Origin of the sequence: uncultured Methanobrevibacter sp., from assembly GCF_902769175.1 — an archaeon.
GTDB lineage: Archaea > Methanobacteriota > Methanobacteria > Methanobacteriales > Methanobacteriaceae > Methanobrevibacter.
The window spans coordinates 1-26,911 of record NZ_CACXNW010000034.1; the positions used below are offsets into that span (position 1 = coordinate 1).

A 26,911-nucleotide genomic window follows, 5' to 3' on the forward strand; every position below is an offset into this window, starting at 1 on the left:
CCCTGTATTCCACTGTCACACCTCACAAACTGCATGTACTTTCTTAGACTTAACTTCTAAACTCGACCCTGCTACCGGTCAACCTGAAGCAACCAAACCGGACTTCATTAAAACTGGTGACGCAGCTATTGTACAAATTAAACCTACCAAACCTATGGTTATGGAAGAAGCTGCAAACATCCCTCCAATGGGAAGATTCGCTATCAGAGATATGGGTCAAACCGTAGCAGCTGGTTTATGTCTTAAAGTAACTGACAAAAAATAAGTTTAATGATTAATTTTTAATTAAATTATTCATTTTTTATTTTTTTTTAGTTTTTTATTCGTATAACTTTATTAGAGATTTTTATTAAGATTAATAAATTTCAATTTTGATTTTTAGGTTTTAAATAATTATTATTTTAAATCTATAGTATGTTTTAATCTAGATTTATAATCTAGTTTATTCATATATGGATTTAAACTAGATTATTTTTACCTTTTTGGAGGATTAAAATATGAATCAAGCTAGAATTAAACTTACAGGCACTGACCCTGAAAAAATTAATTATGTCTGTGACCAGTTAAAGAAAATTTCTGAAAGAACTGGTGTAGACCTTTCTGGCCCTATTCCATTACCAACTAAAAAATTAGTTGTACCAACTAGAAAATCTCCAGATGGAGAAGGAAAAGCTACTTGGGAAAAATGGGAACTTCGTATCCACAAATGTTTAATTGGTATTGGTGCTGACGAAAGAGCTATGAGACAAATTATGAAAGTCAGCGTTCCTGATAATGTAAGTATTGAAATTGAACTTAAATAATTAAGTTATGCTATGATCTGAAAATTATTTTCAGTTCATTAATTTTTCATACTTTTCATTTAGATTTTTATTCAAACAAAAAAATAGATTACCCTAAAATTTATTTATTTTAATTTCATTTATATGCCGAGATAGTCTAGCCTGGTAAGGCGCGGGACTTGAAATCCCGTGGGGTAATCTCCGCCTGGGTTCAAATCCCAGTCTCGGCGTTTTTCTATAATTCTTTTTTTTTATTTTTTTTACACTTTTTATTTAGCTTTTTTTAGGGTTTTTGTAATTTCGTTTTCTAGTTTTTATATTTTTTTCATTATTTTTATTTTGATATTTTTCTTTTTTTGAGGCTGTAATATTTTATAGGCTTATTTTAATTTTATTAAATTTCTTTATAAGTAATAATTAATATAATGATTTTAAGCCTAAACTTTTTTACAAACTCTTTTTTTAGGGTTTTTTGTAATTTTGTTTTTTAGTTTTTTATTTTTTTTCATTATTTTTATTTTGACATTTTCATTTTTTTTTAATGATTTTTGATCAATTTTAAATTTTATATTTAGTAAAATATGTCAAACTTTTTTCTATCATTTATTTTAATGTTATGATAATTTAAATTAGATTATTTTGTTTTAATTTTAATTTAATTAATCGACTTTTAATTTAATGATATTAATTTATATTTCATTGAAAAAAATTATTATTATTTATGTAGATGCTGTCGATAACAAATATGAATTAAATAAATTTTGCAATAATTTCATTAAAAAAATAGGGAATTTAGTGACAATCAAAATTAATTTTTTGAAAAAAAAAATAGTTTTAAAAAGGAGTAAATTTTACAGATGGAAAAGTATATTTAAAAAAGGATTAGTTTTTAATGAGTGATTTTTAGTGGGTGGTAAAAGTATATTTAAAAAAGGATTAGTTTTAAATGAGTGATTTTTAGTGGGTGGTAAAAGTATATTTAAAAAAGGATTAATGGTGGTATTGTAATTTATATAAAATTAATATTAATTAGAAAATTAATACTAAATTCAATAAATTTTCTTTATGCTTTTCTTCCGATTACAGATAATAATGCAATAACAATAATGAAACCTACGACCATTACAAGTGCAAAAGATGAGAGTCCACTTAAAATATCTGCTACTAAATTCATAATATTCCTCCTTAAAAAAGTATAATTAAATATATTTTTATTTAATATACTATTTAAAATTTATTTTAATATTTTCATAAAATTTTAAGATAATGATTATTAGATTTTTCCTTGCATTAATCTTCCATATATGTATCTAAAATCTTATTAGTGATTTTATCAGTAACTAATATGATTGCAGAGACTATGGCAATCAATACCCAATCAAATAATCCTATTGAGCATGTTTTGAAAATTGTCTGCAGGAATGGCACATATATTACAAGAACTTGCAAAATAAATGATGCTATAAGAGATAACCAAAGTACTGTGTTTCTAGTATTTGAGCTTGATCTATAATTTAATGCATTAAATAACTGATATAATACAAATACTGTAAATGCAATGGTAATTGCCTTGGTTTTCACATTAGGCACTCCGCTGCTTAATTCATAAATGAATAATCCAAGTGTGCCTATAGTCATAACAATTCCGGAAATTGTTATTTTAATCATTGTTTTTTTGCTTATAATCTCTCCCTTTTCAGGAGGTCTTCTCATAATATTTTCTTCAGGTCCTTCCAAACCTAAGGATTGTGCTGGAGGACCATCCATTATAATATTGATCCATAACAATTGAATTGGAGTAAATGGAGTTGGTATTGGCAATAATGACCCAATAGTGATTGTCAATATTGCTCCAATGTTTGTTGATAATTGGAATTTTAGGAATCTTTTGATATTGTCGTAGATGGTTCTGCCCTCTTTAATTGAAGAGACTATAGTTGCAAAGTTATCATCTTGTATAATCATATCAGCAGATTCTTTTGTAACATCTGTTCCGCTGCCCATTGCAACTCCAATTGATGCCTTTTTAAGTGCTGGTGCATCATTTACACCATCACCTGTCATTGATACGATTTCTCCATGATTTTGAAGAACTTCAATGATTTTTCTTTTTTGTTCAGGGTACACTCTTGCATAGACTTTAATGTCTTTTGCAATTTTCTCATATTCCTCTTCACTTAAGTCTTCCAATTCCTGACCAGTCAAGACTTCCTTGTGATGATTATTTGAATCATATCCTTGGAGAATACCTATTTCTTTTGCTATTGCAGTTGCAGTATCCTTGTGGTCTCCAGTAATCATTACAACATTGATTCCTGCTTTTTGACAATCTGAAATAGCTTCAACTGCTTCAGCTCTTGGAGGGTCCTTTATTCCAAGAAGCCCTACAAAAATCAAATCTTTTTCAAAAGTTTCTCCATGGTGCTTGTTATGTGAATAAGTTTTATGTATTTCTGAAACTTGATTTTCAAATTCCTTATTGTCTAATTCTAAAATCTTTTCGTATTCTACAGAGTCTATTTCTTTATAAGCAAGACCTATAACTCTTAAAGATGAATTTGTCATATCCTTAATGTATCTGCCTACATCCTCCCTGGTATATTCATCTATAAGGTTTGTATGCCCATCAAAATCGATTTTTTCACACATATCTAAGATTAATTCAGGAGCACCTTTTGTTAGAATATAGTAATGTTTATTTAATTCATCTTCATCATCAGAACTACTTTCACTATAAATGACAGTCATTCTTTTCCTATTGCTGTCAAAAGGTATTTCATATTCTTTCTTGAAGTTTCTATTAGCAGTAAGATTTTCAAAATCATTCTCCATTGCAAAATGATATGATGCCAAATCAGTAGGGTTTCCAATCAATTCGTCATCTTCATATCTTGCACCGTTACAAAGTCCTGCAATTAATGTTAAATATTCAGCATTTGTTGGAAATGTTTTTCTGACAGTCATCTTGTTTTCAGTTAATGTACCTGTTTTGTCTGTACAGATGTATGTACAAGATCCTAATGTTTCTACAGAAGACAATTTCTTTACAATTGCATTGGACTTTGCCATCTTTTGTATTCCTAATGCCAATGTCAATGTCAATACTGCTGGAAGCCCTTCTGGAATTGCAGCAACTGCCAATGAAACAGCAGTCATAAAGCTTTCAAGGATGTCTAAAGCTTGTAAAAAGTCTATCATGAATACAAATATACAAATGATTATTGATAAAATACCAATTTTCTTACCGATTTTACCTACCTTGATTGTTAAAGGAGTTTCCTCTTCGGTGTCTTGTATCATGGTAGCTATTTTTCCAATGGTTGTATCCATTCCAGTAGCTATAACAACTCCTGTTCCCATTCCAAAGATCACCTTGGAGTTCATGGATACAAGCTTGGATTGCACATTCTCCTCTTTGGAATATTTTTGGATATCCTTGATTTTAGTTGAGAAATCTTCAATATCATTATAGTTGACATCTTTTTCAACATAATCAGACTCTCCAGTTAAGGAAGACTCGTCAACCCTTAAGTCATAAGATTCGATTAACATCAAATCTGCAGGTACCTTATCTCCCTCTTCAAGGATTACAATGTCTCCAATTGTAAGTTCCTCTCCAGGAATTCTCTTATTGTTTCCATCTCTTTTTACGTGAGCAATAGTGGTTACCAAATTTTTAAGTTTCTCCATTGCATTTTCAGCACGATATTCCTGAATAAAACCAATAATTGAGTTGATGATGACAACTATAACAATAACAATGGCATCCAAATGATTACCAATTATCCAGCTTGCTATAGCTGCAACAATAAGCATGAATATTAGAACATCTAAAAATTGTGAAAAAAACAGTTTTAAAGGACTGTCCTTCTTTTTTTCCTCAAGTTTATTAAGGCCATACTTTTTTAGTCGGGCATTGGCCTCAACACTGCTTAGCCCTTCTTTTTGTGTAGAATACTGTTTTAATATTTCATCTATCAAGGTAATCCCCATGCATAATAAAAATAGTTTATCTTGTTTTTTTTTCGTATTTACTTTATATATAAATTATATTGTTACTTATTATCTTATTTTATTTAAGTTATTTTATTTAAATATTTTATTTAACTTGGTTTAGTCAAAATTATTTGTTGATTTATTAATTTATTTTTTCACTTTTCATAAATGTAAAATGAAGCACGATTATAGTTTTTCAATTTCATTTTTTGAGTTTTAATATTTAAGTCTTCATTGAATAAAGGCTTGATAATCAGTGTAGCATCAACTTCATCTCTTATTTTCATAATCGCTTCCTGCAATTCTGCAGGTGGCCTAATTGAAAACAATATGTCTGCATCCTTATAGATATTTATATTTGGATTAAAGACATCATCTTTAATTACATTTTCATTTGCAGGATCAATGTCTGTCATTAAGATTTCAATATTTTCATTTTCACTTAAGTTATTAGAGATGGTTTGGAATTTTCCAGCTCCTATTTCAACAATTTTTGTTTTCCTGCCGGTTTTTTCGCTGTTTTCAATTGCTAATTTAAGTATATATTCTTCTAAATCATTCCACATTTTTATTCCTTTTTTTGATTAGTTTATATAATATTTATAAATTAATAATAATATATTTTCTATTTTTTCTTATTTTTCATATTTCTCTATTTTTTATTTTTCTAATTATTCTATTTTTTCCTATTCCTCTATTTCCCTATTTTTTATTTTTCTAATTATTCTATTTTTTCCTATTCCTCTATTTCCCTATTTTTTATTTTTCTAATTATTCTATTTTTTCTTATTTTTCCAATTTCCCTATTTTTTATTTTTCTAATTATTCTATTTTTTCTTATTCCTTTATTTCTCTACTTTTTCTAATTTTTCATACTTTTTATTATAATTTTTAGAAATCTTTTTAAGAAAGTTAAGTTATATATTATAATATAAATTTTTTTTAATTAATTAATTTTACAATTTTTTTACTAAAAAAAGCATTTTAAGGTTTATATATGTTTATACGTGAATTTGTCCCTAATGATTTAGCAAGGGTTTATCAAATTGCAGTGGAATCCTTTTCCGATCCTTATGACATAGCTATCCTTCAGCAATTATTTGAAATAGGTGCTGGTTTTCTTGTAGCTGTTGAAGATGGTGATATTGTAGGATATATTATTTTTTGGGTAAAAGAAGAAGGTTTAGGCCATATAATTACTCTTGCAGTTGATAAAAAATTCCGTGGACAGCATATAGCCACTCGCTTGCTAATGATGGCTGTAAACATATTCAGAAGATGTGATATTCATAGAATCACTTTGGAAGTCAAGTCCCATAATGAGATTGCAGTGGAATTCTATAGAAAATTCGGTTTTGAAATTGACAGAAAGGTTCCAAAATACTATGAAGATGGATCAGATGCCTATGTAATGTTTTTTAACACAGAAAAATATCAAAATTGATTTTCAATTCTCAAATCTTTTTTCTCTTTTGATTTTCATTTTTCAAATCTTTTTTTTATCTCTTTCTTATCTATTCTTAACTTCATTTATCTTTTTGATTATTTTCCTTTAGTCAAATCTAATCTATAGCTAAGGTTATTCTCTTTTTTCAATTCAGTTAACTTCTTGTTGATTTTAATGTATTCCTTTTCCACTTCCAACAAAGAAGTAACCAATCCTTCCCTATAGCTATTCACTTTTTTAGTGTCCAATAGGAATTTTTGTTGTGTGTATGGCTTGGAATTAATGATTTGGGAAATTTCATTCTCTTCCAATTCAATATTTATTTCCAATTTGTTTCTCAATTCTTCAAACTCTTCGACAGTACTTGGAATCTTGTTGATTTTATGGATATTGATTAAATTGTGTGTTGACCTTAACTCGTCTATATCCCTATCTTCATATGCTTCTTTAGAATTATAAAATAGGTTTTCTTCAAAGCTTGTAGGCTCAAGCAAAAGGTCTGGATGAATCTTCTTTATGCAATCTTTATAAATGAGGTCCAATTCTTTAAAGTCCTGCTTTTCAGTTAGATTGTTCTTATGCTCTTCAATTAGGATATTCACTTTTGCAGTTTCTGTTTCCAGTTCTAATGCCTCTTCCTTAAACTCATTTTCAATATGCTTTTCTATCTCACTCATATTGATTTTAGGCTTGTTAATTTTGGTTCTGTTTATTTTTATCTGATTTTCTTCCAAGTCTTCGTTATCCTTATTGAATGGGTTGGATTTTTGTTTGTTGGCCATTTTATTAATGAGCTCAATGGTTCTTTTTGTTTTTTTGATCTTTAGCTTATATTCCTTGATTTTGTATTTATAAACTCCAAATTTTAAGGCATAATCTGTCTCAATCTCTCTGCAAGTGAAATTCAATAAGTGGTCTTCTTCAAATAGTTTGCTTGCAAGAACCTCTTTTAAATAGCTTATTTCATCCTTTAAACTATTAATATATTCTTCATCGCCTGTATTGTTTTGAGTATCTGTCATTTTTAAACTCCTATTGAGATAGATTTAATCATTAATCTTCTTTAATATTAATTTATATTTGCCTTTATCTTCGTCTTCTTCTTTGTCTTTTAAGTTGTTTAGGTCTTGGAGGATAGTCATAATCTGAATAGTACATATAATCTGGGTTTCTATCCAATCTTCCAGAATTCCTATACATTGCCTTTTGACGGGATCTCATTCTTCTGTTTCGCCTTCTTCTTTTTATTCCCCTTATGATTTTCCTAATTACCAACAGCACTATAATCAATGCAACAATGATTAATCCTATTGGCAATAAGTCAAACAGGAAATTGCTGTAATACTTGTGGAATCCAAAGTTTAATGGGAAATTCATTGTGCTTACACTTGTATCATCTTCTGTAAGAAGGGCAAAGTTATAAATCAGATCATAGTAGCCTATTGTTGCACCTTCATAGTTGATTGAATCTGGGGCTTTTCCATTTTCATTCATATATTCAACTACTTGGGCTGCCATTTTGCAGTAATCATTAAATGAATAGCTCCATCTGTTAAAGCTTGAATACTTTTCAGGATTGGCTGGTGCTTCAAAGGATGGAGGAACTTGTAAGCTATATCCTGCAATATATGAAGCGCTCATGTATAAGAGCTGTTGGGTAGTGTATGAACCATAGGATTCCTGCATCTCTCCTCCTTGGCTATCCGCTATCAGTTGGGAATCTTCAGCCAAGTATTTAGGGTCCATTTTGTGTGTGACAATCAAATCAGTATCCAATTGTTTGCTGCTAGCTGCTCCCGCATTAATTACATTGATTATTTCGTTTGCAATATATTCGTTAGCTTCATCGCTGTCTGATTTGATTATTCCCTTGTGGCAGTCATTTGGATATTCGATTGCAGGTTGGATTAAACTTATTCCTGCATCATTCAAGAACTTTCCAGGACTTTTTATTGATGCAAAGGTATAATGTGACCAATTGTCGTCATATGATCTTCTTATGAAATTTATATTGTTCAAATCAAATGAACCTGCATTTACATATATGACTTTCTTTGTTGCTCGTGTTGAGAAATCTGCAAGTTCAACAAGGTTTCCTGCACAAGCAGCTGAAATTGAAACTCCAACATCCGTTCTTGCATTCATCAATCGTGTCCCTTCTCCTGGATTTGACGCCTCATCATCAATTATAACTGTTATTGCACCATTTGTTTTTGATTCAATGCGCTCTTTTATATCATTTAGTCTATGGAAATCGGCATCATGTCCATGCAAGTTATCTGAAGTTAGGAATACAGTTGTTGCATCTGCACTTTCAGCAAATATTGGGCATAATAGGATTAATGATAAAAGTAATATTGGAATAATCTTTTTCATGGTCTCGTCTCTGTATTTTAAGTTTCATGCTTGTCTTGATTTAAAATAGGGTAAGTTCATTTTTTTATTTATTTTATTTACTTATTTAGTTAAAATTTTAAATAGGGTCTTTTTTTTAACTTATTGACTACTCGCCAAAAATATATTTTTATAAAAATTTGTTTCTTTATTTTTAAAATAAATGATTTTTAGAAGTTTTTTGAAATGATTATTATTCTTTTGGCGGACACTCTTATTTAGTTAAAAATTTAAATTGGGTCTTCATCCACTTCAAGAACCCATTTAATGGTGTCTAATCTAATGTCATTTGTCCAAATCATACCATGGATTTGGTTTTTAGCTTCAATATTTCCTTCAGCAGATGCCTGTTCAAATTTTCTATTCAATTCTTCAGCTCTTGCTTCGAATCTTTCAAGCAATTCACGGTTTTGAGTTTCTGAGTTAACTAAAGTGCTTGTTAACATTATTGATTGTAATTCAGAACCTGCAAGGATTACTTTAAGTTCATTTGAAAGGTTTTCCTCATCTTCAGCTCTTACTCCCGCTATCTTATCATTTAGGAATTCTATTTTTTCTTAATTTTCTTCTTTGGTTTTCATTTTAGGACTCTCCAATAAATATTTAAATATTATGTCAATTGATTTTATTTATCTTTACTAACTGTACTAACTGTTATGAATTTTTATGTTTCAATTATTTTTCCATATCCCAATTAACCGGTTTTTTCTTTCGTCTGCCCCATTTTGTGGTTTTCCACATTCCAGTATTTCTATTGGTCATGCCTTCTCTTAAATCAATCCTTTCTTCAGGCAAATCTTTAGGATTGATTTCCTTCTTTTCAGTTAGATTAGTCCCGCATTGGCTACAAAACTTTGCATTGATATCATAAAGTTTTGCACCGCATTTTGGACAAAATCGGTTCATAATTTCACCTTCAATTAATAAATTATAATTTAATTATTATTTTAATCTCTTTTATAGATATCTATAAATAATTAGTTAATAAATCTTTAATTATAAAATGAAATTTTTTTATAAGATTTATTGAATTGGGGTGGAAAATTGTCTGATGATATTATTGATATTGATGATTATGAAGTAAAGGATAAGCAGATTATAGAAGCAAGTGAAGATGATGATTATCAAAGCGAATATAACCAAAGGGAATATGATGATTCTGGCAGTGTCAATGGATTTTACAGATCCATTTCATTAAGCAATACAACTCTCATTATTGTTTCAATGGTTGTTATTTTATTATTGGTCATTTTCATAATGACTTTTGATTAAATGATGGTATTCTTAAGATAATTTTAATTGGCTTGAGGATTGCAATGTTTAATTTAGACAATATGCTTGAAAGATTTTCCATTGAAAAAAACAATAGGCGCTTTAGAATATGTAATTTAGCAATATTTATTATCGCCTTATCAATTTATTTATTGAACAATCATTATTTCCATGAAATCAATTGGTTTTTCATGTTTTATTTCAATGATCTTTTAGCTATTGTCGTTTTGTTAAGTTTTTTAAATATCATTTATCCATATAAGCCGGATAACCTTTGGCTTATACTGATTGTAACAGTCTTGGCATCATTTGTATGGGAGTATGTGGCATTGTTCATTAAGCCATGGGCCATTTTTGATTATGTGGATGTCCTTTGCTATTTTGCATCTATGGTGATTTATTTAATTCTTTTGTATTTTATTGAAGGAAAGATAAATTCTTCAATCTAATCAATTATTTCTTTACTTTACTGTAATCTATTTGCTGTTTAATTAAACTTTTAAACTTATTGTATGTGGTTTTATGAAAAACAATAATTCAAATTACTCTCCTGAATCAAAATATCTTCTTAACTTTTCCTTTTTCCAAAAGAGATTAAGTTCTAAGGATATTGGTTTTGGCTTAAGCAATCAATTCAATTCTAATTCCATGAGTTCTAATATAATATCTGAAACTTCATTGGAAGAGAATTATATTTTGCTTAAGAAGAAATCTTTGATTAAGCGCAAGTCTATGGGATCAATTAAGATATTCTATAGCGAGATAATTGATTTGAAGCTTCATAAATCTGGTCTTTCAACCTTATACTCTTCTATTGAAATAGTTTTTTCTAAAAACGGGTATTCTAAAATCCTGATAGTCTTAAGCAGCTCTGATAGCTTTGCAGTTAGATGGTTTTATGATGAATTGGTTGTTAGACATTCATTATTTAAATCAAATTTGAACGAGAAAAGATTCTATACAGGTGAAAAAGAGTTTATAAATAGTGAAAATGGGTCTTGTGGTGTTGAAAAGGAATCTCTTGGCAATGAAGACGAATCTCTTGTAGTTGAAAATGAAGATGAAAACAATGAAGAAGATTTAATTAAAGATAATAAAAACAATACAAACAACAAAACTAATAAAAACAATATAACTAACAAATCCAATAAATCCAGAGAAAGCACTTTAGATGATTTCATGAATCAGATGAACGCAGAAATTTCTGAAAAGAGAAAAAGGGAAATTGATAAGCAGATGAAATTTGACAGATGTTCAAGTGGAGAATATTAACTGTTTAGTTTGTTTTTATCCTTTTTTCGTTTTTCTATTTTTTTTTATTCTATTTTTACAATGTATCACATTATTCAAAATATTTTTTTTTTATTCTATTTTTACAAATTTGACCTATTATTTAAATACTATTTTTATTCTAATTTTTTAAAATTATTCCATTAGTTAAAACTATTTTTTTCAAATTTTATTTCAATAGATAACTTAAAATATTTTATTAAATATATATTATACCATAATGTAAATTTTTGAATACTTTATGAATCTGTTTGGAAATGTTTAGGATTAATGGTTTAATTTGGTTAAGCCTTTTTTAAACATTTTTTCTTGCAATAACTGATTTATAGAATAGTTTAAATTAAATAAATTACATATATAATTAAGGAAAATTAATTATGCAAAATGCTGATTAATTCGAATTATTTTTATTTAAATGCAATGAATTTAATATGGTGAAAATATGGGAAATGAAGCAAAATTAGCTTTAGAAGATGGAACTGTTCTAAAAGGTAAAGCCTTCGGTTATGAGACTGTAACTGTAGGTGAACTTGCTTTCTCAACTGGAATGTCTGGTTATACCGAAGCGCTTACTGACCCTTCCTTTAAAGGACAAATATTGATGTCTACTTATCCTTTAGAAGGAAATTATGGAGTCAGTGAAGAATGGTATCAATCTGATAAGGTTCAAGTTGAAGGTTTTGTAGTAAGAGAAGCTTGTAAAAAATTATCAAACTTTGGTACTAAAAAGACTTTAGATGATTTCTTGAAAGAATTTAAGGTCCCTGGAATTGAAGATATTGATACAAGGGATTTAACTTTAAAAATTCGTGAAAAAGGATCTCTTAAAGCTGCAATTGCTACTGAAGAAATTGATGACGATGAGCTTGTAGCTCGTGCTCAAGCACATAAAAGCATTGTAGATTTAGACTTGGTTCCTTTAGTATCCACTCCTGAAGTCAAGACTTTCGGAGACTTTGATAAGACTGTAGCTATTATAGATTGTGGTGTTAAGAAGAATATCATTAACTGTTTCTTGGAAAATGGTGTTGGTGTTGCTTTATTCCCTTATGATACTGATTATCAAACTATTTTAGATTATGGTGTAAATGGGCTTATGGTTTCACCAGGTCCTGGAAACCCTGAAAGATTAACTGACACTATTGCAAATGTGGAAAAATTAATTACCAAATTCCCTGTATTTGGTATTTGCATGGGTCAGCATGTAATTGCAAAGACATTTGGTGCAACAACCTATAAAATGAAATTTGGTCATAGAGGAGCAAATCAGCCAGTAAAAGATTTGCAAACTGGAAAAGTGTTCATCACTTCTCAAAATCATGGATTTGCTATAAATCCAGATTCTTTGAAAGGAACTGATTTGGAATTGACTCAAATAAACTTAAATGATGGTACTCCTGAAGGATTTTTACATAAGGAATTGCCTTTAAGAACCATTCAATATCACCCAGAATCTGGTCCTGGCCCAAATGATACTAGGGATCTATTTGAAGAGTTCAGCAATATTATTAAGGAGTATTAGGATTGAAGTTCATTGTATTTAATTATTATTGAATTTAAAATTAAATTTTAAAGCTTTTTATGAATTTAAGATTATATAAAATTTATTAAGTTTAATGTGGATTAAGAGAGGATAATATGACTGTTGATAAGGATATTAATAAAGTGCTTATAATTGGTTCTGGACCTATTCAAATTGGTCAGGCTGCTGAGTTTGACTACTCTGGTTCTCAAGCGTGCAAGTCACTTAGAGAAGAGGGTTTGGAAACTGTTCTAGTAAACAGTAACCCTGCTACCATCCAAACTGATATGGATATGGCTGATACTGTTTATACTGAACCGTTAACTCCAGAACTTGTTGCCCAAATTATAGAAAAAGAGAATATTGACGCTATCTTGCCTACCATGGGAGGACAAACCGGTTTAAACATTGCAACCGAACTTGGAAAATTAGGTCTTTTAGAAGGTATAAAAGTTATCGGTTCTGATGTTAATACAATTGCTGATGTAGAAGACAGAGACCTGTTTGCTAACTTTATGGACAGATTGGATGAGCCTATCCCTAAATGTCATGCAGTTGAATCTGTTGAAGCAGCTTTGGAAGCTGTAGAGGAAATCGGCTATCCAGTAATTGTACGTCCTGCTTTTACCTTAGGTGGTACTGGTGGAGGAATAGCTCATAATAAGGAAGAGCTTATAGAAGTCACCACTCATGGTCTTGATATGAGTTACATTAACCAAGTATTGATTGATGAGTCTGTTCTTGGTTGGAAAGAAATAGAATTTGAGGTTATGAGAGATAAAAACGATACCTGTATCATCGTATGTAATATGGAAAATGTAGATCCAATGGGTATCCATACTGGAGACAGTATTGTAGTGGCTCCAATTCAAAACCTAAATGATGAAGTATGCCAAAAGCTAAGGGATGCTTCAATTAAGATTATCAGAAACTTAGGAATCAATGGGGGATGTAACATTCAATTTGCATTGAATCCTGAAACCAATGAATATAAGATCATTGAGGTAAACCCTCGTGTAAGTAGAAGTAGTGCTCTTGCATCTAAGGCAACCGGTTATCCAATTGCTAAAATCTCATCAAAAGTGGCTCTTGGATTGACTTTATATGAAATCAGAAATGACATTACTAAAGAAACTCCTGCTTCCTTTGAACCATCCATTGACTATATCGTAGTTAAAATCCCAAGATGGCCATTTGACAAATTCAAAGGAATTGACAGAAAAATAGGAGTTCAAATGAAAGCTACCGGAGAAGTAATGGCTATTGGTAGAACCTATGAAGAAGCTATTCAAAAGGCTATTCGTTCATTGGATATTGGATTGCATGGATTTGAATACCTTGAATACACTGAAGATAATTTGGCAAATCCTACTGATGAAAGATTATTCCACATGTATTCCGCTATTAAGGATGGAAGAAGCGTTGAAGAATTAGCTGAACTTTCCAATATGGATGCATTCTTCCTATACAAGATTGAAAACATAGTTGAGTTTGAAAATCAAGTAACTAAGGAAGCACTTGAAGATGAGGAATTCCTCCTTAAGGCTAAAAAATTAGGATTCTCTAACTTTACCCTTGCTAAATTGGCAGGCATTAAAGAGGAAGATGTTAAAGCCCTTCTTGATAAATTTGACATTAAGCCATCCTACAAAATGGTAGATACCTGTGCAGCTGAATTTGAAGCTAAAACCCCTTACTACTACAGCAGTTATGATAAGGGTAATGAACTAATCAAGAATGACAATAGAAAAATCCTCATTATCGGTGCAGGTCCAATCAGAATTGGACAAGGTATTGAGTTTGATTACTGTTGTGTACATTCCTCTCTTGCATTGAAGGATCAAGGAATTGAAACCATTTTGGTAAACAACAACCCTGAAACTGTAAGTACTGACTATGATGTTTCAGATGATTTGTTCTTTGAGCCATTGACCTATGAAGACATCATGGGAATCATTGAACAAGTGGAGCCTGAAGGTGTAATTGTTCAATTTGGTGGTCAGACTTCAATCAACTTATCCGTTCCTCTTGCAAAGGCAGGAGTTAAGATATTAGGTACTCCATATGAAAGCATTGACAGAGTTGAAGACAGAGAAAGATTCACTGAAGTATTAAAGGATTTGAATATTCGCCAAGCTCCTTATGGATTGGCTAATTCATTTGAAGAAGCAAGAGAAGCAGCTGAAAGAATTGGATTCCCAGTTCTCGTACGTCCATCCTATGTTATCGGTGGAAGAGCAATGGAAATTGTTTACTGTGTAGAAGAGCTTGAAGAATATATGAAAGAAGCTGTAAAAGTTTCACCAGAACACCCAATTCTCGTAGATAAGTTCTTGGAAGATGCAATTGAACTTGATGTAGACCTTTTATGTGACGGCAAGGATGTATTCATTGCAGGTATTATGGAACACATTGAAGAAGCAGGTGTTCACTCTGGAGACTCTGCATGTGTAATACCTCCTCAAACCATTCCAGAACATTTGCTTGAAGTCATTAGAGACAATACAAGAAAATTAGCTTTGGAATTAGATGTTATCGGTTTGATGAACATTCAATATGCTGTTAAATTGGATGAAGAGAAAGTTTACATCATTGAATCTAATCCAAGAGCAAGTAGAACTGTTCCATTTGTAAGTAAAGCTATTGGTGTTCCTTTAGCAAAAGTTGCAACTTCATTGATGATGGGAAAAACTCTTGAAGAGCTTAATTTAACTCAAGAAATTAAAATCAACCACGTAGCTGTTAAGGAATCTGTTTTCCCATTCTTAAAGTTAACAGAATCTGACAGTATTCTTGGTCCTGAAATGAAATCCACTGGTGAAAGTATTGGTATTGATAAGAACTTTGGCCTTGCTTTCTACAAGTCCCAGCTTTCAGCAGGTATGGACTTGCCTACAGAAGGAAATCTCTTGATCAGTGTTAGAGACCTAGACCAACCTAAGATTCAACCAATTGCTGAAAAGGCTCATGAGTTAGGATTTAACATTTATGCTACAAAAGGTACTGCTAATGCTATATTTGATGTTCCTATTACAAGAATCAAAAAAGTGTCTCAAGGACAGCCTAACATCAAGGAAGCCATTTTAGAAGGAAAAATTGATATGATCATCAACACTCCTCATGGTGAACAGGCTTCTAAGGATGGTTATATCATTAGACGTTTAGCTGTTGAATTAGGCATTCCTTATGTAACCACTTTAGCAGGAGCAAGAGCAGCTTTAAATGCAATTGCAGCAGTTAAAGAAAATGATTTAACCGTTAAATCATTAAATGATCATATTGCGAATGCAAAATAGAGATTTTTCTCTATTAATTTTTTTTATTTTTTAATTTTATAATTTCAAATAATATTTTATTAAATTGTGTTGGTGTGATTATGCCTTATAAGATTGATAGTGCTATAATGAAAATTGATGCTGAATCAGGTAAGTATGATTTAATTGATCCAGATAGAAAATTTAATAAAAAGGATGCTTTAATGGTAGTGAATAGTGATGACTTTATCACTATGCAATTAGTGATTAATGCAATTATTAGAAACGATTTTAAAGCATGGAAAGATATTAAATGGGAAGATGGCGATAGTCTCAAAGCAATCCTTGTTAAATTAGGATATAACAGAGACGAAATCGTTGAAATGCTTAAGGAATTTTAATTTTTATAATAGAAATTGTTTCTTTTTCTATTTCCACTTTTTTTAGTTTTTTATTACTTAATTATCTCTCTTTTTTTAATTATTTTACTTATTTTTTGCTTTTTTATTTCAATATTTTAAATAATTTTTTTAGTTTTTTTTATTTAAATTATTTAAATTATTTGCATGTTTTCAGTAATTTTATCGGCTATTTTTATTTTGATTATTCTATTAATTCTTAAAAAAGAGAAAAATAGATAAATTGTTTTAATAATTTGTTAAATCGTTAAATAAGGAAAATAAGTTGAAATTGTTTTAATAATTTGTTAAATCGTTAAATAAGAGAAAATAAGCTGGGAATTGTTTTAATAATTTGTTAAATCGTTAAATAAGAGAAAATAAGCTGGAAATTTTTTTAATATAGTTGAATCGTTAGAAAAGAGAAAATAAGAGTGATTGATTAAATTAATTTGTTAATATAGATAAAATTTATATTTTAAATTTTTAAAAAAGATAAAAGTTATTTTTTATTTTTTTAATAAAGAGAATAAGAATATTTTAAATTTTTAAAAAGGTTACAAGTTATTTTTTAATTTTTTAATAAAGAGAAAAAGAATTTTTTATATTTTTAAAAAAGATAAAAGTTATTTTTTATTTTTTTAATAAAGGGAATAAGAGTATTTTAAATTTTTAAAAAAGAGAAAAATAAGAAGATTTATATTTCATCTAAATCTTCTTTGCTTAATAATGTTGCACCACCATTTTCCAATGCTTTAACACCCTCTTCATAGTTTTCGATTTTGAAAACAACAATAGCTTCATCAACTTTGGTACTGACAAATGCATAAAGGTATTCAACATTGATGCTTTCTTTTTCAAGAATTTCAAGGATAGTGTTAAGACCGTTAGGTTCGTCTTTTACTCCTACAACAATTACTTCAGTTTCTTTGACTGTGAATTTTTCAGATTCCAATGCTTCTTTTGCTGCTTCGTTGTCTGAAACGATTAATCTTAAAATTCCATATTTTGAACTGTCTGCAATTGAAAGCGCTCTAATGTTTACTCCTTTTTGGGACATTGCATTTACAGCTTTTTTTAATTTTCCTTCTTTGTTTTCAAGGAATACGGAAAGTTGTTTTACATTCATATTATCATCTCATTTTTTATCTAATCAAAGTTTCTCTCATCAATTACTCTAATAGCCTTTCCTTCACTTCTTGGCAAGGATTCAGGTTCAACTAAAGTTACATCTACACTAATTCCTATGGTGTTTTGGATCTTTCTGGCTACTCTTCTTTCAAATTCTTCTATCTTTTTCATTTCATCAGAGAATACCTCTGGTGAAGCTTCTACCTTCACTTCGATTTCATCAAGGGTCTTAGGTCTTGATACATGTATTTGATAGTTGGCTGTTAAACCATCAACCTGTAAAATGGCAGCTTCAATTTGGGATGGGTAAACCATAACACCTTTGATTTTTAACATGTCATCGCTTCTACCTGTAATTCTGTCCATTCTTACAGTGGTTCTTCCACAAGGACATTCATCTCTTCTAAGTGCAGTGATGTCTTTTGTTCTAAATCTGATAACTGGCATTCCTTCTCTTGTAAGGTTAGTTAAAACCAATTCTCCCTTTTGCCCTTCTTCAAGGATTTCTCCAGTGTCTGAGTCAATGATTTCAGGATAGAAATGGTCTTCTTGAATATGTAAACCTGTTTGGTGTTCACATTCGGTTGCTACACCTGGTCCCATCAATTCAGTAAGGCCGTAAATGTTATGAGCAGTTATTCCTAATTTTTCTTCTAAGCTCTTTCTCATCTCTTCAGTCCACATTTCAGCTCCAAAAATACCTGCCTGTAAACTGATGTCATCTGCAGTGAAACCTTCCTTTTCAAGAGATTCTGCTAAATACATTGCATAGGAAGGGGTACAGGTGAGAATATCACTTTGGAAATCTTCCATAATCTTCAATTGTCTTGCAGTATTTCCAGAAGACATAGGTATGACGGTAGCTCCCATATATTTGGCACCATGGTCTATTCCAAATCCTCCAGTGAATAGTCCGTATCCATATGAATTTTGGATTTTGGAGTGTTTGTCTCCTCCAGCCATTCCAATGGCCCTTGCAATACATTCTCCCCAAATGTCAATGTCTTTTTGTGTGTATCCAGATACAACAGGAGTTCCAGTAGTTCCTGAAGTACTGTGGATTTCTATGATTTCATCTTCTGGAACAGCAAATAGTCCAAAAGGATAAGCTTGTCTCAAATCATCTTTGGTTGTAAATGGTATTTTGCTAAGGTCTTCCATTGTTTTCAAGTCATCTGGATGAAATCCTGCTTCATCAAACTTCTTCTTGTAGAATGGTACATTTTCATAAACTCTCTTTACTTGTTTTTGGAGTAAGGAAAGTTGCATTTCTTCTTTTTCTTCCTTACCCATACATTCTGCTATCGGATTCCAAATCATATAATTTCTCCATGATTTTTTTAAAATTTTCTTTTGAGTTATTATAGTTTAAGTTTAATAATTGATAACATTATTTACTTTATTTTTAATCATTAATATATTTGATAGTCTAAAAATACTTTTCATCGCTTATATTCTATAATTTTTCTTAATTATCCTTATTTTGTTTTTATTTTTTCAAATTATTGTTTGTAATTATTCATTTAACCATATTAATACTTAATCAAGTTTTTTATTGCCTTTTTCCAATTCTAAAAAAATTTATATATAATATTATTTAAAAATTAATGTGTAAAATGATTAAGCTTAAATTTAGTTAATTTTAAGATATTTTGTTCTAAAAAGGAAATTTTGGTTCATTTTCATTAAAGAATTTATAAATAAACAAATTTTTTAAATTGTGTGATTTTGGAATGGGATATTTATTAAAAATCATTTTTTATATAATTTTAATTTAGAGGTCTTTAAATGGATTATTTTATATTAGGAATTGTTTTTATTGTTTACTTCCTTATGGTAGGTTACGTCGGTTACCTAGCATATAAAAGGACCAATTCCTTTGAAGACTTTATGGTTGCAGGTAGACAGACTCACCCATACATCATGGCATTAAGTTATGGGGCAACATTTATTTCTACAGCAGCTATTGTAGGTTTTGGAGGAGTTGCAGGTAAATATGGTATGGGGATACTATGGCTTGCATTCTTGAATATTCTTCTTGGAATATTCGTTGCATTTGTATTTTTCGGTAAAAGAACTCGTAGAATGGGTAAAAATCTTAATTCTCTTACATTCCCAGAGTTTTTAGGCCGTAGATTTGACAGTAAATTCTTACAGTTTTTCAGTGGAGTCTTGATCTTCTGTTCATGCCTATCTATGCGGCGGTAGTGCTTATTGGTGCAGCAAGATTTATGGAATCTTCCTTAATGCTTAATTTTAATGTAGCTCTTTTAGTTCTTGCGATTGTTATTTGCGGATATGTATTATTCGGTGGATTAAAGGGAGTTATGTACACTGATGCATTGCAAGGAAGTATCATGTTTGTTGGTATGTTGATCTTGCTTGTATTCATTTACTGGGTATTAGGAGGTATTACTGAAGCAAACACAGCTTTAACAAATATGGCCCATTTATATCCTCCGGATGCTTTGGCTGAAGGTGGTACTGGTTGGACAAGCTTCCCTAAATTGGGAACACCATTCTGGTGGTCACTTGTAACCACAACCATTATGGGAGTAGGTATCGGTGCATTGGCTCAACCACAGCTTGCAGTAAGATTCATGACTGTAAAATCTGACAAAGAATTGCACAGGTCCCTTTTAATTGGTGCAATATTCATCTTTGTTATGACTGGAAGCGCTTATGTTGTAGGATCATTATGTAACGTTTACTTCTATCAAAACTTTGGACAGATAGCTATTGATTATGTTGGAGGAAATATGAATTCAATCATTCCAACTTTCATTTCAACAGCTCTTCCTGAATGGTTTGTATATATCTTCCTGCTTTCATTGCTTGCAGCAGCTATGTCTACATTATCTTCACAATACCACACTCAAGGTACTTCTTTAGGACATGATATTGTAGATGCATTTAAATTTAGAGGACATTCTGAAGGTTATACTGATGAAATACTATTTTATAATAAATGGGTTTTAAAATAAAACTTCTTGAGAGGATTTTATGAGAATAATTAAAGAATTAGTCGGTAAAGAGGTATTATCCAGTGATGTTACCATTATGGGAAAAGTGGTTGATGTTGATTTTGATATTTACGAGGAAACAATTGAATCAATCATAGTGTCTCAAGGGGGACTTCAGGAAACATTAAACATCAGAAAAAGTGAATTGGTAGTTCCTTTTGATATGGTTAGCAAAATTGGGGATAAGATTATTATAAAAGACCTCTTTGATGAGGATTTCAGTGAGCTTGAAGAAGAGATTGAAGAATTAAAAAGCAAATTATAATTTTTAAGCTATTTAATGATTATTTGTTAATTTATATTATTTTGGATGGATTAGATGGTTTCAAAGGAGTATTTAATTAAAATATTAAAGGAAGAAAAGGTTTTTGAAGAAGGTGAATTCATACTTGCTTCAGGTAAAAAAAGCAATTATTATGTTAATATGAAAAGAGCAATCACACAGCCTGAAATTTTATCTACTATAGCTCAATTGATCAATGAAAAGATTGATGATGATATTGATAAGATTGCAGGTCCTGCATTAGGGGCTGTTCCTATTGCAACTGCTGTTTCACTTGAATCTAAAAAACCTCTTTTAATGATTAGAAAAGAGAAAAAAGGATACGGGACCTCTAAATTAATTGAAGGTGACTTGGTTGAAGGTGACAATGTAATTCTTGTTGAAGATGTTACAACCACTGGTGGATCTTTACTAAAAGCCATTAATGCAATAGTTGATAATGGTGGAGTAGTTAAAAGAGCATTTGTTGTTGTGGACAGGGAAGAAGGTGCAATGGAGACCTTCGAAAAAGAAGGAATTACTCTTGAACCTTTAATTTCCGTAAGCGAATTTTTTGAATAATTGATTTTAATAATTCAGTTGTTTTTTAATATTTATTTTTTATTTTTTTATTTTTTTATTTTTTTATAATTTTTTTAATTTTTAATTTTTTTAATAGATTTTTGGTGATGAAATGGATAAATCTCGTTTATTTATAATCTTAACTTCATTAATTATTATCTTGGTTGCCATTGGCTCTGCTTATGCAGATTCTAATGATGGTGTGGTTTCTGATGGTGACCTTTCAGATGATGAAGGGGATTCAATACCAGATGACGATTTTGATGATGATTTTGATGATGATTCTGATTATTCTGATGATGAGGATTTTGATGATGAGGATTTGGATGATGATTCTGATGATGATGAATCTGAAGAAGAAGATGGATCCGATGAAGAATATGAGTCTGATGAAGATATAGGAGATGATTTATGGGAATTGGGTTCTGGTTTTAGGGCGACTTCTAAATTTTTAGATGCAGCTGCTTCAAAAGATATGCTTGGAAGTGGAAGCCAAAACATGTCAAATTCTCAAAATAGTAATAATGATGGTGGTGTGGATTTAGGGATCACTGCCGGAAATCCTGCTCTTTTATTGTTATTGTGTTTATTGTCTTTAATTTTGATTCCATTTAAAAATAAATAAAAAATTAGGGATTTCCCTAAATTTTTATAATTCTTTTTCTTTTTTTATTTTAATTATTTTGTTGCATGCTTTTTTAAATGTCCTAATTCGTCAATTATTATTCTTAATCCTGTTTTTACTGCATTTGGAGATCCAGGCATTGCAAATATCATAGTTTTTCTATAGATTCCTGCAGTTGCTCTTGACAATAAGGATCCTGCTCCAAGCTCTTCATAGGAAATTGCTCTAAAGATTTCTCCAAATCCTTTAATCTCTTTTTCAAAAAGAGGTTCTATTGTTTCAATGGTTATGTCTCTTGATTCAAGACCAGTTCCACCTGTTGTAATTATCACTTCAACTCCTGAATCAATCATTTCTTCAATTGTGTTTCTTAAGGTGTCAATTTCATCTGGAATTATTGCATATGCGTCTACATCATATTTCTTAGCTAATTCCTCTTTCAAGTATTTTCCAGACAAGTCCTTTTCTGCTCCTTCTTCGTCATTGGAAAATCTGTCGCTAAGAGTGATTACTCCACAGGATACTTTTATTGGTGCTTTCTTTTTATGTAATTCCATTGTTTCACTTTTCATAATATTGCCTCTTTCTTTTATTTGAATTAAATTAAACTTTTTTCATTCATTGAATTTATTTTATCATTGATATTTATTTCTATAATCTATTTCATTAGTTTATTTAATTTCTCTTTTCTGTTTATTAAACTATTTTTTTATATTTTTATATTTTTTACATTAAATAATTTTTTTTAAAAACTTAATATTATTACTTGTTATTTTATATTTTCTTAATACTTTTTTCTTTTAATATTTAGGTGTACTTAAATTTATATCATTAAGTTTATTTATATAAAATATAAATATATTTACCATGAATGATTTATATTATGTCTTGGATGCTTCTGCATTTATAAATGGTTTTGAACCTAGAAGCCAATTTAATTACACAGTTTCTGAAATAACTGATGAAGTTAAGGACTTAAAATCCAAGATATTATTGGATCAAGCTATTGAAGACGGAAAGATAATAATCAAGGAGCCAGAGGAGAAATTTGTTTTAGAATTGAATGAATTCATCTCTAAATCAGGAGATGATTTGCGATTGTCTGAAGCAGATAAAAAATTATTGGCTTTGGCTTTAGACTTACTTAATGAGGAAAATGCAAACATTAAGGTTTTAACTGATGATTATTCAATGCAAAATGTTTTGAAAATACTAGACATTCCTTATGACAGCATTATAACAGAAGGAATCAAAGGGGTTTATAATTGGGTTAAAACCTGTGAAGGATGCAAAAAGGAATTTGATGCAGATTATCCTTTTGATGACTGTGAGGTATGTGGGTCTAAAGTTTTTAAGAGAAGAATAAAAACATATTGAATGAATTTTTCAATATATGAAGGAATAAACGCTTATTGAATGAATTTTTCATTATTCGATTATGAAAAAACGTATTGAATGAATTTTTAATATTCAAATAAGTTTGGAAATTGAATTTTTCATTTTTTGATTATGAAAAAACGTATTGAATGAATTATTGAATTTTTCATTTTTTGATTATGAAAAAACGTATTGAATGAATTTTCAATATTCAAATAAGCATTAAAAATTGAATGAGATTTATTGGGGAAAAGGAAAACATTTTGTTTTAAAATAAAATTTTGGCAAAAATAATTTTATTTTTATCTATATCTTACCCATAGACTAAAACTATATTTGGTGTGAATATGGAAATTGGAGTAGTTGTACATGGTCCTGGAATCGTTGATTCCGGTTGGGCCAAAAAGATTATTGATATTTTATCCAATTTTGGTAATGTCCATTGTCGTTTAGGTGGAACAATGGGCAGAACTGCAGTTATTGATGCAGGATTGGAAGATGTTATCGATATTTCTTTGAAATTATTGCCAAGTCAATCATTGGAGTTATACAATAGGGAGCATGCAGATGTGATTTTCCTGTTGAATTATGGAAAATCTGCTGAAACCGGACAGGTTTTTGGCTATAATGTATTTTCCCATTACTTTAAACAGCTTTCTAATGAAGATTATTTGGCTACAAATCATAAGTCCTTGTATGAATCAAGGATACCTGTCATTCAAATTGAAAGGCCTGGGGAGCCGGATGGCTCAATCATCAGTTGGAATTATACATTGAATGAACAGTTGGAAAAAAGAAGAAACAGTAAAAGAGCTAAGTTAGGTTTAGGCAAAGACAATATGGTTGATTCTCTAACCTTTAATTTTGAAGAGTTTTTTGAAGGCTTGAAAGCTGCCTTAGACTTAACTGAAGTTGCTCCTGAAGATGTTGTTGCAAAATATCTGTCCAATAATGAAGAAATGCAGGAAGAGCAAAACATTGAAAGAATGCTGGAATCATATGAGGATTATAGCTCCAGCCATTACACTTACCGTAAGATTCATGGGGTAAGTGAAGGTGAGAACATTTTCATCAATGGAATAGTTGTAGGTTACTCCAATGCAGATTCCATTGTTTTAGTTGCCCGTAATGGAATTCTAGTTGACATCATCAATGGAACCATGAAGTATCATGGTGTGGAAAAGTTAGGTCCTGTTGATTTGGATAGGGTTATCGTCAAGACAGGATTGCTTAGAAAGTCTTCTGATGTAAATCCTCGCATATTGTCTAAAAATGATGTTTTCATCAGTGATACTGAAAGGCTGATGTATTCAGAGGAAATATCAGATGATGACTATTCATTTAAGGTGGCTTATGTGGATCATGCCGCTTATGACATTTATAAGTTCAAGGATTTTGATTTGGTTGTAACAGTTGGTGATGATACCTCTTTAGTTGCCTCTGATATTTTATATCGTTTAAATATTCCAATCATTGGAATCACTGATGGAGATTTGGATAAGGTTGTCGAGGAGGGCTTTGTTAATGAGAAATCAACATTCTTGGAAGTGGCTTCCGGATTTGATGATATTGTAGGTCATTATATTCACGAAGAGATTTTCTTTTCTAAAGACACTTTAGAAATTCCTTTTAAAGAGGGAGAAGAATCTGTTGAGGAGTTTAAGTCTATCATGCTAAAGGTTTTCAAGTCTCGTGTAGTTGAAAAAGTGACTAATGTCGTTCCAAGTTTTGTTGAGAAGGACTATAACAATAATGTTATCAATTCATACCATGAAGTCATTGATGGAAATCAGGAATTGGTTGATGGCTCAGATGATTTCATTGATGGCTTTGAAGATGAGATTTATGAAGAGGAAGATGACATTTACTTTGATGAGCATTTAGATTCAGATGAAGTTTACTTGGATGGAGATTTGGATTCCCAAGTTGATGAGATTTATGTTGAGCCTGATTTAGAGGAAATGTCTGATGCGGAGCTTGAGGAAATCATTGTAGAGCATGGTAGTGATGATTACGGAGAAGTCTATATTGTTGAAGATGATTCTGTAGTTTATGTTGATGACTATCCTGTTGAAGTGGAATATTCTGAAGACATTCATGAGGATGAGCTTTATTATGATGAAGTTCCTATTGGAGATCCAGTGAATGATTCTCCTGTTGAGGAGATTTATGTTGAGCATGATGTTCATGAGGAAACCGTTTATGTGGATGTTCCCGAGCAAGCTGCTCTAGAGGATTCTCCTGTTGAGGAGATTTATGTTGAGCATGATGTTCATGAGGAAATCATTTATGAGGATGTTCCTGTTGAGGAAGTTTTCATTGAAGAACCAGTTGATGATATTAATGCTGATGATTCTGTAGAAGAAATAGCTAATGAAGATTCTGCAGATGAAGAGATAGATGATGAAGATGGCTGGGGAGAATATATAGAAGAGGAATTCGGTGATTCTCTCAATGAATCTGATGAATCAAAGGATTCCAATTAATTATTTTAATTTTATTATATTTATTTTAACTAAATGAATTTTTAATTTTTTTGTTTTTAGGTGTAAAAATGGATTTTAATGAACTTGTTAAATCACTTCAGGAATTTGTAGGTGTCAGCCGTAAGAATTCCATTGAAAAGGTTACAAAAACTTTAAGTGAAGTTTATAATATTTCCGGTGAAGTCCTTCTTGATTTTGGAGATGACGCTTCAGCTATTGACATTGGAAACAATCAGGTTATTTTGCTTGCTGCTGATGGAATCTGGGGACAATTGATGAGTGTCAATCCTTATTGGGCAGGCTATTGTTCTGTTTTGGTAAATGTTAATGATATTGCAGCTATGGGTGGAAAGCCGATAGCTATGGTAAATACGATGTCAATTTTTGATGACGAGATTTATGATGACCTGCTTCAGGGAATTGTAGATGGATGCAAGAAATTTAATGTTCCTATGGTTGGAGGACATCTTCACCCTGATTCTGAATTCAATTCCTTGGATGTGGCTATTGCTGGAATTGCTAAAAAGGATTCATTGATTACATCTTCTGGTGCAAGTGCTGGAGATAAGGTTCTTGTTGCTATTGATACTGATGGAAGGCAGCATCCTCAATTTGCCTTAAATTGGGACACCACCTATGAAAAGGATGACAAGCTAGTTCAAGATCAGATCAAGATCATGCAGGAAATCGCAGAAAGGCATATTCCTACTGCTGGAAAGGATATCAGCAATCCTGGAACTTTAGGAACTTTGGAAATGCTCCTTGAAGCATCTGGTGTTGGAGCTTGCGTTAATCTTGAATCAATTCCAAGAAATCCTAATGTCTCTTGGGAGGATTGGCTAAGGGCTTATCCGGGAGCAGCATTTGTTTTAACTGCAAAGGAAGAGAATTGTCAGGAAATCATTGACACTTTAAGTCCATATTCATTTGAAGTTGCTGTTGTTGGTGATGTTATCGATGAAAAGGTACTTTATTTGGAATATGGTGATGAGAAGGCAGTTTTATTCTCTCAAAAAGACAATCCAGTTTTAGTGATGGATGAAAAATAATCTTTTTCAACATTAATCTTT

At 30.7% G+C, this 26,911-nt stretch carries 22 protein-coding genes, 1 tRNA gene and 3 pseudogenes; 17 read left to right on the forward strand and 9 right to left on the reverse strand.

Features of this window, described 5'->3' with window-relative positions:
* The 3 genes and pseudogenes from QZV12_RS11315 to QZV12_RS11325 all read left to right on the forward strand — a co-directional run.
* A pseudogene (locus QZV12_RS11315) lies at positions 1–265 on the forward strand (elongation factor 1-alpha); the annotation flags it as partial.
* A 232-nt stretch (positions 266–497) separates the two neighbouring features.
* Complete coding sequence (gene rpsJ, locus QZV12_RS11320; RefSeq protein ID WP_295621886.1) at positions 498–803, forward strand: 30S ribosomal protein S10; 306 nt, start codon at positions 498–500, stop codon at positions 801–803.
* Positions 804–928: 125 nt separating this feature from the next.
* Positions 929–1,012: transfer RNA gene (locus QZV12_RS11325), tRNA-Ser, on the forward strand.
* A gap of 1,060 nt (positions 1,013–2,072) precedes the next feature.
* On the opposite strand, the gene QZV12_RS11330 is transcribed toward QZV12_RS11325, so the two are convergent.
* Positions 2,073–4,760 (reverse strand): HAD-IC family P-type ATPase, encoded by a 2,688-nt coding sequence (locus tag QZV12_RS11330; RefSeq protein WP_295621966.1) that lies wholly within the window; start codon positions 4,758–4,760, stop codon positions 2,073–2,075.
* Between the two features lie 173 nt (positions 4,761–4,933).
* On the reverse strand, positions 4,934–5,344 hold the full coding sequence (locus QZV12_RS11335; protein ID WP_295621891.1) for a UPF0146 family protein: 411 nt from the start codon (positions 5,342–5,344) through the stop codon (positions 4,934–4,936).
* 431 nt (positions 5,345–5,775) lie between these two features.
* Between QZV12_RS11335 and rimI the strand changes: the two genes are divergently transcribed.
* Complete coding sequence (gene rimI / locus QZV12_RS11340) at positions 5,776–6,222, forward strand: ribosomal protein S18-alanine N-acetyltransferase (protein WP_295621894.1); 447 nt, start codon at positions 5,776–5,778, stop codon at positions 6,220–6,222.
* Positions 6,223–6,320: 98 nt separating this feature from the next.
* Here rimI and QZV12_RS11345 read toward each other — a convergent pair whose 3' ends face one another.
* The 4 genes from QZV12_RS11345 to QZV12_RS11360 all read right to left on the reverse strand — a co-directional run bounded on the left by QZV12_RS11345 (position 6,321) and on the right by QZV12_RS11360 (position 9,525).
* On the reverse strand, positions 6,321–7,247 hold the full coding sequence (locus QZV12_RS11345; RefSeq protein ID WP_295621897.1) for a hypothetical protein: 927 nt from the start codon (positions 7,245–7,247) through the stop codon (positions 6,321–6,323).
* A 64-nt stretch (positions 7,248–7,311) separates the two neighbouring features.
* Positions 7,312–8,601, reverse strand: coding sequence for a pseudomurein-binding repeat-containing protein (locus QZV12_RS11350; RefSeq protein WP_295621899.1), 1,290 nt, complete (start codon positions 8,599–8,601; stop codon positions 7,312–7,314).
* Positions 8,602–8,849: 248 nt separating this feature from the next.
* Positions 8,850–9,065: a hypothetical protein gene (locus QZV12_RS11355; protein WP_295621902.1), complete on the reverse strand. Its 216-nt coding sequence runs from the start codon at positions 9,063–9,065 to the stop codon at positions 8,850–8,852.
* Between the two features lie 229 nt (positions 9,066–9,294).
* Positions 9,295–9,525: a zinc ribbon domain-containing protein gene (locus tag QZV12_RS11360; protein ID WP_295621905.1), complete on the reverse strand. Its 231-nt coding sequence runs from the start codon at positions 9,523–9,525 to the stop codon at positions 9,295–9,297.
* 138 nt (positions 9,526–9,663) lie between these two features.
* Here QZV12_RS11360 and QZV12_RS11365 point away from each other — a divergent pair, with 138 nt between their 5' ends.
* From QZV12_RS11365 to QZV12_RS11390, 6 genes are all read left to right on the forward strand, one after another.
* Positions 9,664–9,891 carry a hypothetical protein gene (locus QZV12_RS11365; RefSeq protein ID WP_295621908.1) on the forward strand — a complete coding sequence of 76 codons (228 nt, stop codon included), beginning with the start codon at positions 9,664–9,666 and terminating at the stop codon, positions 9,889–9,891.
* Between the two features lie 32 nt (positions 9,892–9,923).
* Positions 9,924–10,340 carry a hypothetical protein gene (locus QZV12_RS11370; protein WP_295621911.1) on the forward strand — a complete coding sequence of 139 codons (417 nt, stop codon included), beginning with the start codon at positions 9,924–9,926 and terminating at the stop codon, positions 10,338–10,340.
* Positions 10,341–10,413: 73 nt separating this feature from the next.
* Positions 10,414–11,163, forward strand: a complete 750-nt coding sequence (locus QZV12_RS11375) for a hypothetical protein (protein WP_295621914.1) — start codon at positions 10,414–10,416, stop codon at positions 11,161–11,163.
* A gap of 460 nt (positions 11,164–11,623) precedes the next feature.
* Positions 11,624–12,703, forward strand: coding sequence for a glutamine-hydrolyzing carbamoyl-phosphate synthase small subunit (carA, locus tag QZV12_RS11380; RefSeq protein WP_295621917.1), 1,080 nt, complete (start codon positions 11,624–11,626; stop codon positions 12,701–12,703).
* A gap of 116 nt (positions 12,704–12,819) precedes the next feature.
* Positions 12,820–15,999: a carbamoyl-phosphate synthase large subunit gene (carB, locus tag QZV12_RS11385; RefSeq protein ID WP_295621920.1), complete on the forward strand. Its 3,180-nt coding sequence runs from the start codon at positions 12,820–12,822 to the stop codon at positions 15,997–15,999.
* 80 nt (positions 16,000–16,079) lie between these two features.
* Positions 16,080–16,358, forward strand: coding sequence for a hypothetical protein (locus QZV12_RS11390; RefSeq protein WP_295621922.1), 279 nt, complete (start codon positions 16,080–16,082; stop codon positions 16,356–16,358).
* A 694-nt stretch (positions 16,359–17,052) separates the two neighbouring features.
* Here the strand turns inward: QZV12_RS11390 and QZV12_RS11395 are convergent.
* Together QZV12_RS11395 and QZV12_RS11400 are read right to left on the reverse strand one after the other, a co-directional pair.
* Positions 17,053–17,484: an acetolactate synthase gene (locus QZV12_RS11395; RefSeq protein ID WP_295621925.1), complete on the reverse strand. Its 432-nt coding sequence runs from the start codon at positions 17,482–17,484 to the stop codon at positions 17,053–17,055.
* A 20-nt stretch (positions 17,485–17,504) separates the two neighbouring features.
* The gene (locus QZV12_RS11400) at positions 17,505–18,806 is read right to left on the reverse strand and encodes a phenylacetate--CoA ligase family protein (protein ID WP_295621928.1); all 1,302 of its coding nucleotides are present in this window, start codon (positions 18,804–18,806) and stop codon (positions 17,505–17,507) included.
* Positions 18,807–19,274: 468 nt separating this feature from the next.
* Between QZV12_RS11400 and QZV12_RS11405 the strand changes: the two are divergent.
* From QZV12_RS11405 to QZV12_RS11420, 4 genes and pseudogenes are all read left to right on the forward strand, one after another.
* Positions 19,275–20,389: pseudogene (locus QZV12_RS11405) on the forward strand (sodium:solute symporter); the annotation flags it as partial.
* A gap of 100 nt (positions 20,390–20,489) precedes the next feature.
* Positions 20,490–20,774, forward strand: coding sequence for a PRC-barrel domain-containing protein (locus tag QZV12_RS11410; protein WP_295621931.1), 285 nt, complete (start codon positions 20,490–20,492; stop codon positions 20,772–20,774).
* Between the two features lie 54 nt (positions 20,775–20,828).
* A complete protein-coding gene (pyrE, locus tag QZV12_RS11415) occupies positions 20,829–21,353 on the forward strand; it encodes an orotate phosphoribosyltransferase (RefSeq protein WP_295621933.1) in 525 nt (174 codons plus the stop codon).
* 112 nt (positions 21,354–21,465) lie between these two features.
* Positions 21,466–21,978, forward strand: a complete 513-nt coding sequence (locus tag QZV12_RS11420) for a hypothetical protein (protein ID WP_295621936.1) — start codon at positions 21,466–21,468, stop codon at positions 21,976–21,978.
* 53 nt (positions 21,979–22,031) lie between these two features.
* Here the strand turns inward: QZV12_RS11420 and QZV12_RS11425 are convergent, their stop codons facing one another.
* The gene (locus tag QZV12_RS11425; protein ID WP_295621939.1) at positions 22,032–22,550 is read right to left on the reverse strand and encodes a molybdenum cofactor biosynthesis protein B; all 519 of its coding nucleotides are present in this window, start codon (positions 22,548–22,550) and stop codon (positions 22,032–22,034) included.
* Positions 22,551–22,845: 295 nt separating this feature from the next.
* Here QZV12_RS11425 and QZV12_RS11430 point away from each other — a divergent pair, with 295 nt between their 5' ends.
* From QZV12_RS11430 to QZV12_RS11440, 3 genes and pseudogenes are all read left to right on the forward strand, one after another.
* Positions 22,846–23,355, forward strand: coding sequence for a ribonuclease VapC (locus QZV12_RS11430; protein WP_295621942.1), 510 nt, complete (start codon positions 22,846–22,848; stop codon positions 23,353–23,355).
* 347 nt (positions 23,356–23,702) lie between these two features.
* Positions 23,703–25,037, forward strand: a pseudogene (locus tag QZV12_RS11435) (DUF2117 domain-containing protein); the annotation flags it as partial.
* A gap of 872 nt (positions 25,038–25,909) precedes the next feature.
* Positions 25,910–26,890, forward strand: coding sequence for a methanogenesis marker 2 protein (locus QZV12_RS11440; RefSeq protein WP_394350735.1), 981 nt, complete (start codon positions 25,910–25,912; stop codon positions 26,888–26,890).
* Positions 26,891–26,911 lie beyond the last annotated feature (21 nt).

Excerpts from the sequence above, each read along its gene's own strand:
- rpsJ (WP_295621886.1), top strand. The coding sequence starts at position 498 with ATGAATCAAGCTAGAATTAAACTTACAGGCACTGACCCTGAAAAAATT.
- QZV12_RS11350 (WP_295621899.1), bottom strand. The coding sequence starts at position 8,601 with ATGAAAAAGATTATTCCAATATTACTTTTATCATTAATCCTATTATGC.
- QZV12_RS11440 (WP_394350735.1), top strand. The coding sequence starts at position 25,910 with ATGGATTTTAATGAACTTGTTAAATCACTTCAGGAATTTGTAGGTGTC.
- carA (WP_295621917.1), top strand. The coding sequence starts at position 11,624 with ATGGGAAATGAAGCAAAATTAGCTTTAGAAGATGGAACTGTTCTAAAA.
- QZV12_RS11430 (WP_295621942.1), top strand. The coding sequence starts at position 22,846 with ATGAATGATTTATATTATGTCTTGGATGCTTCTGCATTTATAAATGGT.
- QZV12_RS11420 (WP_295621936.1), top strand. The coding sequence starts at position 21,466 with ATGGATAAATCTCGTTTATTTATAATCTTAACTTCATTAATTATTATC.
- QZV12_RS11395 (WP_295621925.1), bottom strand. The coding sequence starts at position 17,484 with ATGAATGTAAAACAACTTTCCGTATTCCTTGAAAACAAAGAAGGAAAA.
- QZV12_RS11400 (WP_295621928.1), bottom strand. The coding sequence starts at position 18,806 with ATGATTTGGAATCCGATAGCAGAATGTATGGGTAAGGAAGAAAAAGAA.
- QZV12_RS11345 (WP_295621897.1), bottom strand. The coding sequence starts at position 7,247 with ATGACAGATACTCAAAACAATACAGGCGATGAAGAATATATTAATAGT.
- pyrE (WP_295621933.1), top strand. The coding sequence starts at position 20,829 with ATGGTTTCAAAGGAGTATTTAATTAAAATATTAAAGGAAGAAAAGGTT.
- QZV12_RS11335 (WP_295621891.1), bottom strand. The coding sequence starts at position 5,344 with ATGTGGAATGATTTAGAAGAATATATACTTAAATTAGCAATTGAAAAC.
- QZV12_RS11410 (WP_295621931.1), top strand. The coding sequence starts at position 20,490 with ATGAGAATAATTAAAGAATTAGTCGGTAAAGAGGTATTATCCAGTGAT.
- QZV12_RS11425 (WP_295621939.1), bottom strand. The coding sequence starts at position 22,550 with ATGAAAAGTGAAACAATGGAATTACATAAAAAGAAAGCACCAATAAAA.
- QZV12_RS11360 (WP_295621905.1), bottom strand. The coding sequence starts at position 9,525 with ATGAACCGATTTTGTCCAAAATGCGGTGCAAAACTTTATGATATCAAT.
- QZV12_RS11390 (WP_295621922.1), top strand. The coding sequence starts at position 16,080 with ATGCCTTATAAGATTGATAGTGCTATAATGAAAATTGATGCTGAATCA.
- rimI (WP_295621894.1), top strand. The coding sequence starts at position 5,776 with ATGTTTATACGTGAATTTGTCCCTAATGATTTAGCAAGGGTTTATCAA.
- QZV12_RS11375 (WP_295621914.1), top strand. The coding sequence starts at position 10,414 with ATGAAAAACAATAATTCAAATTACTCTCCTGAATCAAAATATCTTCTT.
- QZV12_RS11355 (WP_295621902.1), bottom strand. The coding sequence starts at position 9,065 with ATGTTAACAAGCACTTTAGTTAACTCAGAAACTCAAAACCGTGAATTG.
- carB (WP_295621920.1), top strand. The coding sequence starts at position 12,820 with ATGACTGTTGATAAGGATATTAATAAAGTGCTTATAATTGGTTCTGGA.